This is a genomic window from Clostridium nigeriense, from assembly GCF_050585265.1.
In the GTDB taxonomy this organism is placed as follows: Bacteria; Bacillota; Clostridia; order Clostridiales; family Clostridiaceae; genus Clostridium; species Clostridium nigeriense_B.
Genome location: NZ_JBNOOE010000001.1, coordinates 359190 through 372691, shown reverse-complemented (window position 1 = coordinate 372691; position 13502 = coordinate 359190). Strand labels below are relative to the sequence as shown.

13 protein-coding genes are annotated in these 13502 nt (G+C 29.1%); all 13 read left to right on the top strand.

The features are described 5' to 3' along the window. Positions 1-20 precede the first annotated feature (20 nt). The 13 genes from ACQPVP_RS01325 (at position 21) to ACQPVP_RS01265 (ending at position 13415) form a co-directional block, all read left to right on the top strand. Positions 21-1292: a PTS ascorbate transporter subunit IIC gene (locus tag ACQPVP_RS01325; RefSeq protein ID WP_430846495.1), complete on the top strand. Its 1272-nt coding sequence runs from the start codon at positions 21-23 to the stop codon at positions 1290-1292. Between the two features lie 63 nt (positions 1293-1355). After that, entirely contained in the window at positions 1356-1955 is a 600-nt protein-coding gene (locus ACQPVP_RS01320; protein ID WP_430840688.1) for a KpsF/GutQ family sugar-phosphate isomerase, read from the top strand. 4 nt (positions 1956-1959) lie between these two features. Further along, positions 1960-2856, top strand: coding sequence for a 4-hydroxy-tetrahydrodipicolinate synthase (gene dapA, locus ACQPVP_RS01315; protein ID WP_430846493.1), 897 nt, complete (start codon positions 1960-1962; stop codon positions 2854-2856). 67 nt (positions 2857-2923) lie between these two features. After that, positions 2924-3556, top strand: coding sequence for a ketohydroxyglutarate aldolase (locus ACQPVP_RS01310; protein WP_430846491.1), 633 nt, complete (start codon positions 2924-2926; stop codon positions 3554-3556). Between the two features lie 49 nt (positions 3557-3605). Continuing rightward, positions 3606-4427, top strand: a complete 822-nt coding sequence (locus tag ACQPVP_RS01305; protein ID WP_430846489.1) for a transketolase — start codon at positions 3606-3608, stop codon at positions 4425-4427. 2 nt (positions 4428-4429) lie between these two features. Continuing rightward, positions 4430-5350, top strand: coding sequence for a transketolase family protein (locus tag ACQPVP_RS01300; RefSeq protein WP_430846487.1), 921 nt, complete (start codon positions 4430-4432; stop codon positions 5348-5350). A 21-nt stretch (positions 5351-5371) separates the two neighbouring features. Beyond that, a complete protein-coding gene (locus tag ACQPVP_RS01295; RefSeq protein ID WP_430846485.1) occupies positions 5372-6901 on the top strand; it encodes a phosphomannomutase/phosphoglucomutase in 1530 nt (509 codons plus the stop codon). A 216-nt stretch (positions 6902-7117) separates the two neighbouring features. Then, entirely contained in the window at positions 7118-7510 is a 393-nt protein-coding gene (locus ACQPVP_RS01290; RefSeq protein ID WP_430846483.1) for a hypothetical protein, read from the top strand. A gap of 156 nt (positions 7511-7666) precedes the next feature. Then, on the top strand, positions 7667-8740 hold the full coding sequence (gene ytvI, locus ACQPVP_RS01285) for a sporulation integral membrane protein YtvI (protein ID WP_430846481.1): 1074 nt from the start codon (positions 7667-7669) through the stop codon (positions 8738-8740). 215 nt (positions 8741-8955) lie between these two features. Continuing rightward, on the top strand, positions 8956-9549 hold the full coding sequence (locus tag ACQPVP_RS01280; protein ID WP_430846479.1) for a zinc dependent phospholipase C family protein: 594 nt from the start codon (positions 8956-8958) through the stop codon (positions 9547-9549). A gap of 215 nt (positions 9550-9764) precedes the next feature. After that, a complete protein-coding gene (locus ACQPVP_RS01275) occupies positions 9765-10124 on the top strand; it encodes an ArsR/SmtB family transcription factor (RefSeq protein ID WP_430846477.1) in 360 nt (119 codons plus the stop codon). Positions 10125-10140: 16 nt separating this feature from the next. After that, positions 10141-12378, top strand: coding sequence for a heavy metal translocating P-type ATPase (locus tag ACQPVP_RS01270; RefSeq protein WP_430846475.1), 2238 nt, complete (start codon positions 10141-10143; stop codon positions 12376-12378). Between the two features lie 395 nt (positions 12379-12773). Further along, positions 12774-13415 (top strand): redox-sensing transcriptional repressor Rex, encoded by a 642-nt coding sequence (locus ACQPVP_RS01265; protein ID WP_430846474.1) that lies wholly within the window; start codon positions 12774-12776, stop codon positions 13413-13415. Positions 13416-13502 lie beyond the last annotated feature (87 nt).

The following is a 13502-nucleotide window of genomic DNA, read 5'->3' as shown; positions in this document are numbered from 1 at the left end:
TAGAATAAGGGGAAACGATTATGGATTTTATTATTAGTTTATTAAGTACTCCGGCTGTTTTACTTGGAGTAGTTGCATGTATAGGACTAATACTTCAAAAGAAGTCAGCTGTTGAAGTATTTACAGGAGCTTCAAAAACACTTATAGGTTTCTTAGTATTTGGTATTGGTGCATCTGCCATGACAGGTGCTTTACAGAATTTTAATAAATTATTCCAAGAAGGTTTTGGAATTACAGGAGTAATAGCTTCACCAGAAGCAGCAACTGCACTTGCACAAGATACATATGGATTTGCAGTTTCTTGTACATTAATTCTTGGATTTATATTAAACTTAGTTTTTGCACGTATTACAAAATTTAAGAATATCTTCTTTACAACAGGTCATAGCTTATTTTTTGCTTGTGTATTAACTTTAATTATGAAAGCACATGGATTTGATAACACAGTTACTATATTAGTAGGTGGAACTATATTAGGATTCATGTCTGCCGCATTACCTCAATTCTGTCAACCATTTATGCGTGAGTTAACTGGTGGTGATGAACAAGCTATTGGTCATTTTAACATGATTGGATATGGTTTATCTGGTTATATTGGACGTATATTTTCAAAGCATAAAGATGAAACAACAGAATCTATTAAATTCCCTAAGTGGTTATCAATATTTAAAGATTTCTTAATGGGTTTATCAATAGTAATGTTAATCTTATTTTATGTTGCAACATTAAAGGCAGGAAGAGAGTTTACTCAAGAAATTGCTGGATCAACACATTGGCTAGTATTCCCTCTTGTACAAGCATTTACATTTGTAGCTGGTATGTCAGTATTAATGACAGGTGTTCGTATGTTCTTAGCTGAAATAACTGCAGCCTTTGTAATTATTTCAGAAAAATATATTCCAGGTTCACGTCCAGCATTAGATGTTCCAACAGTATTTCCATATGCTCCAAATGCAGTTATTATAGGATTTATCTCAGCATATGCTGCAGGTTTATTAGCAATAGGTGTAATGGCATCATTCCCAAGTATATTCCCTGTAGTAATTATCCCAGCTGCTCATATATGTTTCTTCTCAGGTGGTACTGCAGCTGTATTCGGTAACTCTTCAGGGGGATGGAGAGGAGCTATTCTTGGATCATTTGTTGTAGGATTATTACTTGCATTCTTACCAACTATACTATACCCACTTTATGGAGGTCTTGGTATAGATGGAGCTACTTTCCCTAATATTGACTATAACGTAGTTGGAACAATATTACATCAAATTTTACAATTTATAAAACCTATTTAAGAGATATAAATATTATAAGAGTCATAAGTATGACTCTTATAATTTTAAGGAGGATGGAATATTATGGATAGTAAATTAAGTATATTTTTAGATAGCATATCTAATGAAGTAACAACATTTATTAAATCAATAGATGAAGAAGCTATAAATAAAGCTTGTGAATTAATTTTAGAATCAGAAAAGAAAAATGGTCGTGTACATGTGACAGGTATTGGTAAACCAGGACATGTATCTGGATATGTTTCTTCATTACTTTCATCTACTGGAACACCAGCATATACATTACATGGAACTGAAGCAGTTCATGGATCAAGCGGGCAAGTAGTTGAGGGAGATGTAGTTATTGCAATATCAAATAGTGGAGAAACTCAAGAGTTAAAAGCAACAGTTGAAACATTGAAGGGAAATGGAGCAAAGATAATTGGAGTTAGTGGTAATGCTGATTCGTGGTTAAGTCATGCTTCTGACGTATTCTTATTTGCAGGAGTTAAAAATGAAGGCGGTTGCCTAAATAAAGCGCCTAGAGCTTCAATTATTGCTGAGACTATAGTATTACAGGCTTTAAGCATTTCATTACAATATGCTAAAGATCTTGATTTATCTCAGTATTATAAGTGGCATCCAGGTGGAAGTCTAGGAAAGTCTATTAGAGAAGGAAGGTAATTTTGTGAAATATAAAGGACTTATATGCGCAATGATAACACCACTTGATGAAAATCAAAATATTAATCCAAAAGCAACATGTGAATTAATTGATTATTTAATTAATAAGGGTGTTTCAGGATTATTTATTTTAGGAACAAATGGCGAATGTCATGTACTAACAGATGATGAGAAAGTTGAATTTGCTAAAATTGTTGTTAAACATACTAATAATAGAGTACCAGTTTTTGTTGGAACAGGTGGGAACTCAACTCGTGAAGTAATTAATTTATCTAAAAGGATGGAGGAAATTGGGGCAAGTGCCTTATCAATTATTACACCATACTTTGTACCACCAACACAAAATGAATTAATTGCACACTATAAAGCTATTGCTGAATCGGTTAATTTACCAATTATGATGTATAATATGCCAGGCAAGACAGGTATTAATATTGAACCTGAATCAGTACGTGAATTGGCTAAGGTAAAGAATATTGTTGGAATTAAAGATAGCAGTGGTAAGTTAGATAATATGAAAGCTTATCTTGAAGTAACTAAAGGAGAAGATTTTAGTGTATTTTCAGGATCGGATTCACTTATTCTAGATATTTTGAAAGCTGGTGGACATGGTGCTGTTGCTGCAACAGCAAACTTCTTAGCAGGTATTGATATTGCTATTTATGATAATTTTATCAAGGGAGATTTAGAAGCAGCTCAAAAAGCACAAAATAGTATTGAAGAGCTTCGTCGTATATTAAAACTTGGAACAATTCCATCAGTTATTAAGAAAGCTGTTGTTTTAAATGGAATTGATGTTGGGCCTGCAAGATTTCCTGTGACTCAACCAACAGGTGAGGTTCTTGAGGAAATTAAAAAAGTGGTTGAAAATTACAAGAAAGAATTTAATAAGGACCTATAGGAAGATATATAAATTAATCTATAGTGTATAGTAAAAAAGCCATTTAATAAATATTGAGGTGAATTATATGAAAAAGGTAGATATAACAAAGAAAATTGTAGACTGTGGAGCACTTGCAATTGTGAGAGCAGAAACATTTGAACGTGCATGTGAGATAGCTGATGGGTGTATAAAGGGCGGCATACCAGTTATGGAAATGAGTTATACATTGAACAGCGCTGGGGAAATGATTCAAGGTCTTAGCAATAAGTATGGAAAAGAACTTTGTGTAGGAGCTGGAACAGTTTTAGATAGTGAAACAGCTCGTCATGCAATTTTACATGGTGCTCAGTTTATTATTGCACCAACTTATAATGAAGATGTAGCAAAAGTTTGTAACAGATATCAAATTCCTTATGCTCCAGGATGTACATCATTAACTGAAGCAGTAGATGCATTAAGTTTAGGAGCTGCATTTATTAAGGCATTTCCAATATCAGATTTTTATGGTCCTAAATTAGTGAAGGTATTTAAGACACCAATACCTGATATGCCAATTTTAGCAAGTGGTGGAATTAATCTTGATAACTTACATACATGGATAGAAAATGGTGTTGATGTATGTGGATTTGGTGGATTATTAACTAATGGTAGTGTAGATGATATAGCACAAAATGCTATGAAAATTCGTGAGATTATTGTAAATACAAGAAAAAAATAAAAGTAAGAGCCATTTAAAAATGGCTCTTATTAAATAAAGGGAGGAAAAAATGTTGAATATTGAAAAACTAGAAAATATAGCTCAATCTATAAGAATAGATATAGTAGAAATGCTAGCAGAAGCAAAGTCAGGACACCCTGGTGGATCATTATCAATAGTAGATATATTAACAGTACTATATTTTGAAGAAATGAATATAAAGTCAGATGAACCTAAGTGGGAAGACAGAGATAGACTTATTTTATCAAAAGGTCATGCAGCGCCAGCATTATATTCAACTTTAGCGGAAAGAGGATATTTTTCAAAAGAAGAGCTTAAATCTTTAAGAAAATTTGGTTCAAAACTTCAAGGACATCCTGATATGAAAAAAACTTTGGGCGTAGATATGTCAACGGGATCTTTAGGACAGGGACTTTCAGTAGCTAATGGAATAGCTTTATCAGGAAAATTAGATAAAAAAAATTATAGAGTATACACAATAATAGGAGATGGAGAGCTACAAGAAGGACAAATTTGGGAAGCTGCAATGAGTACATCTCATTATAGGTTAGATAATTTAGTGGCTTTCGTAGACTTAAATGGATTGCAAATAGATGGATCTAATGAAGAAGTTATGAATGTAAATCCAGTAGATAAGAAATTTGAAGCTTTTGGATGGAATGTATTAGTTATAGATGGACATAATTTAGAAGAAATAAAGGATGCTTTAGATAAGGCTAAGGAAGTTAAGGGTAAACCAACAGCAATAATATCTAAAACTACTAAAGGAAAAGGAGTTTCCTTTATGGAAAATCAAGCAGCTTGGCATGGAACAGCACCAAATGAAGAACAAAAAATAAGAGCTTTAAATGATTTGAAAGGAGAAAAATAATAATGAATATAGCAACAAGAGAAGCTTACGGAGAAGCCTTAAAAGAGTTAGTATCAAATGAAAATGTAGTAGTTTTAGATGCAGACCTTGCAAAAGCAACAAAAAGTATAGAATTTAAGAAAGTAGCACCGGAAAGATTCTTTGATATGGGAATATCAGAAGCTGATATGATAGGAACAGCAGCAGGTTTAGCTACTTGTGGAAAGATCCCATTTGCAACAACTTTTGCTATGTTTGGAGCAGGAAGAGCATTTGAGCAAATAAGAAATTCGGTAGCTTATCCTAATTTAAATGTAAAAATAGCAGTAACTCATGCAGGAGTAACAGTAGGAGAAGATGGAGGAAGTCACCAAGCTATAGAAGATATATCTTTAATGAGAGGTATACCTAATATGGTAGTAATAAATCCAGCAGATGCAGTAGAGGCAAAAAAAGCAGTGCATGCAGCTGTAGAGTATTATGGACCAATGTACATAAGATTTGGAAGAGCAGCTACACCAGTAATTCATAATGAAGATTATGAATTTAAAATAGGTAAGGGTGAAGTACTAAGAGAAGGAAAAGATGTACTTATAGTAGCAACAGGAATAATGGTATCAAAATCATTAGAAGCGGCAGAAATCTTAAGTAAAGAAAATATAGAGGCAACTGTAGTAAATATATCAACTATAAAACCATTAGATACTGATCTTATAGTAAGTTTAGCAAATAAGATAGGTAAGGTAGTTACAGCAGAAGAACATAGTATAATAGGCGGATTAGGTTCAGCAGTTGCTGAAGTATTATCTGAACAATGTCCAACTAAACTTAAAAGAATAGGAATTAGTGATATGTTTGGTCAATCAGGAACTCCAGAAGCTTTATTGGAATATTACGGACTAACAGTTAATAAAATAGTGGAAGAAGTTAAGTCTATTTATTAGAAATTTCCAAGGGAGGTAGCCATGATTATAAATTCAAGTAATTTAGAGAATGATATAAAGGTTTCATTGAAAAATCTGAAAAGTGGTACAGACATAAGAGGAATAGCTATAGAAACAGAAGAACATAAGATATCTTTAACTTGTGAAATTATATCATTAATTGGATATGGCTTTTCAAAATGGTTAAAAAATAAGACTAATAATAAAACTAATCTAAAAGTAGCAATAGGTATGGATTCTAGATTATCGGGTCCAAAACTAAAAGAAACATTAAAAGAAGTTTTAACTATGGATGGAATATTTGTATATGACTGTGGAATTAGTACGACTCCATCAATGTTTATGACAACAATTTTAGAAAAATATAGTTGTGATGGGGCTATAATGATTACAGCAAGTCATCTTCCTTATTATTATAATGGAGTAAAATTTTTTACTTCACAAGGTGGATGTGAAGTAGGAGACATTGATGAAATACTAGCTTTAGCTAATGAGGTAGAAAATCCTATATTCTCTGATATAAAAGGGAAAGTTGAAGAAGTTCCATTAATAGAAGATTACTCTTCTTTATTAGTTAATAAAGTGATAAAAGAGGTAAATAATAAAAAACCTTTAGAAGGATGTAAAGTAATAGTTGATGCAGGAAATGGAGCTGGGGGATTCTTTGCAGAGAAGGTTTTAAAGCCTCTTGGTGCTAATATAGAAGGAAGTCAATTCCTTGAACCAGATGGAACTTTTCCTAACCATATACCTAATCCAGAAAATGAAGAAGCTATGGAGTCTATAAAAAAAGCAGTATTAAATTCAAAAGCAGATTTAGGAATAATTTTTGATACTGATGTAGATAGAGCCGCAGTGGTTTCTAGAACTGGTGAAGAGATAAATAAAAATGCACTTATAGCATTGATATCATCTATACTTGTAAGAGAAAATAAAGGCAATGATAAGGATATAACAATAGTTACTGATTCTATAACTTCTACAGGATTAACAGAGTTTATAACAAATATGAATTGTGTCCATCATAGATTTAAAAGAGGTTATAAAAATGTTATAAATGAAGCTAAGAGGTTAAATGAAGAAGGAATTAATTGTCCCTTAGCAATAGAAACATCAGGACATGCAGCCTTAAGAGAAAACTTTTTCTTAGATGATGGTGCATATATAGTTGTAAAAATCCTTATAGAAATGTCAAGATTAAAAAAGGAAAATAAAGATATAGATGATTTAATAAAGGATTTAAAGCATGCTCTTGAAAGTGATGAGAAAAGGATTAAAATTAATTGTGATGATTTTAGAAAATATGGTGAAAGTGTTATAGAAGATTTAAAAGGATATGTTTCTAAAATTGATGGCTGGAGTATAGAACCTAAAAATTATGAAGGCATAAAAATAAACTGTAATAATGAAAGTGGATGGTTTTTATTCAGATTGTCTTTACATGAACCTGTATTTGTTTTAAATATTGAAAGTGATGTTGAAGATGGAGTGAAAAGTATTCTTTCAAAGTTTAATGACTTTATTAAAAATTATAAGGATTTAGTTATATAAATTTTAAATTATATTGACATTGAGCAACAGTAGGTTGTAATTTAAGTTATTTACTTAAGTTGCAGCCTATTTTTTACTATTTAAACTAATTATTGTAGAAATACTTTTTCAATATTTAGGAAATTATATAGAAGTACTTTTTTATGTAAACATATTCTATATAAATTATGATAAAATATATTTATAGTAGTATAAGAAATTGAGGAGGATGTGTCTTTGGGTAAAGGAATTAGCATTCAATGCAAAAAATGTGGTTATAGTACTACATTATTTGAAGGACTAGGTAATAGAACTAAAGATTTTGAAGGTTTTAGAAAAAGACTCAATAAAAATGATAATGAATATATAGATTATATTTTAAGTAAGGGTATTATTAAAGAAATAAATTATCATGATTCCTATGGAAAATGTGATAGATGTGGAGATTTATCAACAATTAATTATATTGAAATACATTATGATGAATATAAGACATTTAATTTAGAAAATAAATGTCATGTTTGCGAAGGAAATTATATACCAGTTAATTTAGAAGAGGTTTTAAATAGCAATTGCCCTAAATGTAATAATGAAAGAATTGATAGTTTTATGTCTATGAATTGGGATTAGTTTAAATTGTATATAATTTTGATTTTAATCTTAATTATATACAATTTTATTTTTTCCTTATATCAAATTCTGAATTTTAAATAAAGATTTTGTTTATAAATTTAAATTAAATGCTTTTTGGTGTATAATCAAATAAAAAATCAAGGAGAGAAGGCTATGGGTGTTGAAAAGAAAAGAGAGTTTATAATAAATACTATATATTTATTAATAATTGGAGCAATAATATATATAACTATTAGATATGCACTAGGATGGTTTCTACCTTTTGTAGTTGGTTTTGGAATAGCATTTATATTAAAGCCATTAATTAATTTTATTACTAAAAAGCTTAAAATAAATAGGAAGGTAGTTGCAGGATTTACTGTATTAATTTTTTATGCAACTGTTGGAGCATTATTTACATTAATTATAATTAAAATATTTATTGCTCTAAAAGAAGTATTCATTAGACTTCCAAGTATATATAGAGTTAACATAGAACCGTTAATATATCAACTAACTAATAATGTGGAAGACTTGTTAGTTAAGTTAGATCCAACATTGATTCAAGCTATTAATGAAATGATGTCTTCTTTTACAGAATCTTTATCTTCGATTATATCTAGTGTATCATCAGGTGTAGTTTCGTTTGTATCATCAGCAGTTTCATTAGTACCTAACTTTTTTATAGTTGTTATATTTTCAATTATATCATCCTTCTTTTTTGCCATGGATTATGTAAATATTACAAGTTTTATTACTAACCAATTTTCACCTAGGATGAGAAGTATTTTCTTTGATGTTAAGGATTATATAGTTGGAACATTATTTAAATTTATTAAAGCATATTCTATTTTAATAACAATTACTTTTATAGAGTTGTCTATAGGACTATCTATATTAAAAGTTGAAAATGCAATTTCTATAGCGTTAATAATTGCATGTGTAGATATATTACCTGTCCTTGGAACAGGAGGAATAGTAATACCTTGGATATTCATAGAATTATTTATGGGAAACATAGCTCTTGGAATAGGACTTACAATACTTTACGTAGTTATAACTGTAATTAGAAATATTCTTGAACCAAAGATAGTAGGAGGACAAATAGGATTACATCCTTTAATTATGTTGATATGTATGTTTGTAGGTGTAAAATTATTTGGATTTTTGGGACTTTTCGCATTACCAATTATAGTTATAATACTGAAGAACTTAAACGATAATGGGAAAATTAAGATATTTAAGTAATAGAATAAAAATGTGAGCATTTTTATAATTTATAATTGGTAATGCATAGTGGATAATTAAGGAAAAATACTAAAGGATTTTTAATAAAAGGTGCTTCTCACAAAATGAATTTAAGTTTTGAGGAGTAAAACATCATTAATTATCTATTATCAATTGTGCATTATCAATTTTTAATTTTGCAAAGCAAAATTAAACAAAGGAGAGGTGAGGAAGCTATGATGATGAATACTCACAAGGCTTTAGCTAATGTTTTTATAGAAAATGTAGAGGATAATAAAAGCTTTTTAATAAGAAGTGGACATTTTATATGGGGAAACATAAAGCCAGACTCAGTATCTAAATATAAATTTAAAAAGCATTATATAGATGAGAGCTTTGATATGATAGTAAAGAAGATAGAGTTTTTATCTTCTTTAACATTAGATGATATTTATATAAGATATTCAATAGGAAAGTTTAATCAGGAATTAGGAGTTATATGCCACTTTTTATGTGATTACTTCTGTGTACCACATTTTCAAAGGTGGGAATTTAAAAGCCCTGGTGCTGTAAAAGATCATGTATTATATGAGAATGACTTAAATAAATATGCTAAGCTTTGCACAATAAGACAAGATATTAATACGAGTTTAAAATCAGAAGATATAAGAAAATATATAGAAAATCTTCAAAAAGAATACGAAGGTAATATTTCTTATGAGAAGGATTTAATATATGCAAGTCATATATGTAATAGTGTAATAAACTTAATTTTAGATGAAGTGATTATGAATCAAAAGTTAAAAGAGTATATTTCTATACTTGTATAGAAAAAGGCATTACATAGTTAAATTAGTAATTATGTAATGCCTTTTTTACTTTTTTAAGCAATGTTTTTTGTGCATAATTTTAATTTAAAAAACAACTAATAATAGTATCAATATTTTTTTATATCGTTGACAAAAGTAGGAAAGCAAGCATATAATAATATTAAAGAAACATATGAACAATTATTCATATGTAAAAGTAAGATGGAGGAAAAGTTATGGGAGAAAATAAATTGGAAAGTTGTAATTGCACCATAATTCATAAGGATGTTGTTGAAAGGGTAAAAGAAAATTTACCTAAAGAAGAAAATTTATATGATTTAGCAGATCTTTTTAAAGCTTTTAGTGATTCCACTAGAATAAAGATATTACATGCTTTATTTCAAGAGGAATTATGTGTATGTGATTTAGCAGCCTTATTAGACATGACTCAATCAGCAATTTCTCATCAACTTAGGGTATTAAAAGGAAATAGATTAGTTAAATTCAGAAGAGATGGAAAAGTTATATATTATTCATTGGCAGATGATCATATAAAGCACATCTTCAATGAAGGATTCAAGCATATATTGGAGTAGGAGAGTGGTGATAGGTATGGATAAAAAAGAAATTAGACTAATATTATCAGGATTAACTTGTGCTAATTGTGCAAATAAAATTGAAACTAGAGTAAATAATTTAGAGGGAGTAAAAGAAGCCAATTTAAACTTTACTACGTCTACATTATTAATTGAAACAGATGGTAGTAAAGAAGAAAATGATATAATACTTGAAGCAAAAGATATTATAAATAAATTGGAACCAGAAGTTAAAGTTTATAATAAAGATGAAAGAAATATTAATGTAGAAAATTTAAATAGATGTACCAGTGGAGTATGTTCAGTTGGAGAAGGGGATGGACATAAAAATCACCATCATGATTCACATGAAAATCATGGACATACTTCTCATGAAGGGAATAGTCATGAACATTCTCATAATCACTCACATAGTGAGCCAATTACTTTAAAAGAAAATTTAAGGCTAATAATTGGAGCTATAATTTTTGTAATAGCAATATTGTTAAAAGATGATTCAGTAATTAAAGTAGCATTATTTGTAGTAAGTTATCTATTAATAGGTGGTAATGTAATTTTAACAGCAGTTAAAAATATACTAAGAGGAGAAATTTTTGATGAAAACTTCTTAATGACTGTAGCAACTTTAGGTGCTTTCTTTATTCAGGAATATCCAGAGGGTGTAGCAGTAATGTTATTTTATGAAATAGGAGAGTTATTCCAATCCTACGCTGTTAATAGATCAAGAAAATCAATAACCTCTCTTATGAATATTAGAGCGGAGTATGCAAATGTAATAAGAAATGGAAAAGAAGAAAAAGTCAACCCTGAAACTGTTAATATAGAAGAAGTAATACTTGTAAAGCCTGGTGAAAGAGTTCCTTTAGATGGGTTAATTATAGAGGGAAGTAGTTTTGTAGACACTTCAGCTCTTACTGGAGAATCAGTCCCTAGAGAAGTATCAAAAGGAGAAGATATTTTAGCTGGATTTATAAATACTAACGGGGTTTTAAAAATTAAAGTAACTAAAAACTTTAAGGAGTCAACAGTATCTAGAATATTAGAATTAGTAGAAAATGCTTCTAATAAGAAGGCTCCAACAGAAAAGTTTATAACTAAATTTGCAAGATATTATACTCCAATAGTTGTATTTTCAGCAATTGCTTTAGCAATAATACCTCCTCTAGTATTAAGAGATGGAAGTTTTTATGAATGGTTACCTAGAGCATTAATTTTCTTAGTAGTGTCTTGTCCATGTGCCTTAGTAGTATCTATTCCTCTTGGATTATTTGCAGGAATAGGTGGTGCATCTAAAAAGGGTATATTAGTTAAAGGCGGAAATTATTTAGAATCATTAAAAGATATAGATACAGTAGTCTTTGATAAAACAGGAACTTTAACTAAGGGGGTATTTAGAGTAACAGAAGTTAATAATGTAAATATATCTAAAGAAGAATTAGTTAGAGTAGCAGCTATTACAGAAAGTCTATCAAATCACCCAATTGCTCAATCTATAATTAAGGAATATGCTAATGAAGTAGATTCAAAAAAATTAAGTGATTATGAAGAAATTTCAGGGCATGGAATTAAAGCTTCATTAGAAGGTTCAGAAGTATTAGTTGGAAATTATAAACTAATGGAAGAGTTTAATATAAATTATAATAAGATAAATTCTATTGGAACTATAGTTCATGTTGCAATGAATAATGAATATAAGGGTAATATAGTAATTTCAGATGAAATTAAAGAAGGTTCAAAAAAGGCTATAGAAGGATTAAAGAGAGTTGGCGTTACAAAAACTGTTATGTTAACAGGTGATAATAAAAATGTTGCAGAAAAGGTAGCAAGCTTAGTTGGAGTAGATAAAGTATATTCTGAATTATTACCAGGAGATAAGGTTGAAAAAGTAGAAGAAATAATTAAAAATAATAAATCAGAAGGAAAAGTTATATTTGTTGGAGATGGAATAAATGATGCCCCAGTATTAGCAAGGGCAGATATTGGAGTTGCTATGGGTGGTATAGGATCAGATGCAGCAATTGAAGCAGCTGATGTAGTTTTAATGAAGGATAATCCAGAGGCATTAGTTACTGCAATAAAAGTAGCAAGAAAAACTAATAAAATATTATGGCAAAATATAATATTTTCTTTAGGAATAAAAGCATTAGTATTACTTCTAGGAGCTTTTGGTATAGCAACTATGTGGGAAGCGGTATTTGCAGATGTTGGAGTAACTATAATCGCTGTTATTAATTCCACAAGGTGTTTGAAATAATTTCTAATATTATTTTTATTGACAAATTTCATCATTTTAAATATAATTATTTAAGTTGAGAACATTCAGGCATAAGGGAAGCATACAAGATCACTATCTTGTTTACAAGGCAATAGCCTTGTATAATTAAGACTTATGTATAACGGATCTGCTACGTTATACATAAGTCTAATTTTTTATTAAATTATAGATAATATTTTAATTTAAATAAAATTATTTAAATAGTGGAATAATATAATATTGACAAAACTAAATATTTTAAGAAAGAATATAAGTACTTTGTTAAATACATAACTTAAATTGTTTTAAAATTATAAAAAGAATGGTAAAATAATAATATGAGTAAGAATAAATTTTATTAATATAAAATAGAAGGAAATTAGGAGAAAAATTTTATGGAGAAAAAAAAGAATATTTCAATGGCCGTAATCAAAAGATTGCCAAAGTATCATAGATATTTACAAGAACTATTAAAAAATGATGTTGATAGAATATCTTCAAAAGAACTAGGAGAAAAAATAGGTTTTACAGCATCGCAAATAAGACAAGATTTAAATTGCTTTGGAGATTTTGGACAGCAAGGATATGGATATAATGTTAAAGACCTTTATAATCAAATAAGTTTAATATTAGGACTAAATAGAGAGTATAAGGGAATAATTATTGGAGCTGGTAATATAGGTCAAGCGATTGCAAATTATAGTAGATTTTCACAATCAGGTTTAAATCTTGAAGCTATATTTGATGCAAATCCAAAATTAATTGGCATGAGAATTAGAGATATTGAAATAAAAGATATTGATGTATTAAACAAATATCTAGTAGAAAATGTAGTGGATATAGGAATAATATGTGTACCAAGAATAAATGCACAAAAAGTTTGTGATACTCTAGTAGAAAATGGAGTTACAGGTATATGGAATTTTGCACCAGTTGATTTATCTGTTCCAGAAGGTGTTACTGTAGAGAATGTACATTTATCAGAAAGTTTATTAACATTAATTTACTTATTACATGATAAAGATGAAAGTCAGTAAGCAGATTGAAGAACTGGTTTTATTTAGAAATAATTATTGCAAATGAAAATTTAAGAGTTTATAATAATAATTGAAGCATGTGCTTCA

What these genes read in the sequence shown, in the direction of transcription:
- ACQPVP_RS01275 (WP_430846477.1), top strand. Translation starts at nt 9,765, where the DNA reads ATGGGAGAAAATAAATTGGAAAGTTGTAATTGCACCATAATTCATAAG.
- ACQPVP_RS01325 (WP_430846495.1), top strand. Translation starts at nt 21, where the DNA reads ATGGATTTTATTATTAGTTTATTAAGTACTCCGGCTGTTTTACTTGGA.
- ACQPVP_RS01310 (WP_430846491.1), top strand. Translation starts at nt 2,924, where the DNA reads ATGAAAAAGGTAGATATAACAAAGAAAATTGTAGACTGTGGAGCACTT.
- ytvI (WP_430846481.1), top strand. Translation starts at nt 7,667, where the DNA reads ATGGGTGTTGAAAAGAAAAGAGAGTTTATAATAAATACTATATATTTA.
- ACQPVP_RS01265 (WP_430846474.1), top strand. Translation starts at nt 12,774, where the DNA reads ATGGAGAAAAAAAAGAATATTTCAATGGCCGTAATCAAAAGATTGCCA.
- ACQPVP_RS01295 (WP_430846485.1), top strand. Translation starts at nt 5,372, where the DNA reads ATGATTATAAATTCAAGTAATTTAGAGAATGATATAAAGGTTTCATTG.
- ACQPVP_RS01300 (WP_430846487.1), top strand. Translation starts at nt 4,430, where the DNA reads ATGAATATAGCAACAAGAGAAGCTTACGGAGAAGCCTTAAAAGAGTTA.
- ACQPVP_RS01305 (WP_430846489.1), top strand. Translation starts at nt 3,606, where the DNA reads ATGTTGAATATTGAAAAACTAGAAAATATAGCTCAATCTATAAGAATA.
- ACQPVP_RS01320 (WP_430840688.1), top strand. Translation starts at nt 1,356, where the DNA reads ATGGATAGTAAATTAAGTATATTTTTAGATAGCATATCTAATGAAGTA.
- ACQPVP_RS01270 (WP_430846475.1), top strand. Translation starts at nt 10,141, where the DNA reads ATGGATAAAAAAGAAATTAGACTAATATTATCAGGATTAACTTGTGCT.
- ACQPVP_RS01280 (WP_430846479.1), top strand. Translation starts at nt 8,956, where the DNA reads ATGATGATGAATACTCACAAGGCTTTAGCTAATGTTTTTATAGAAAAT.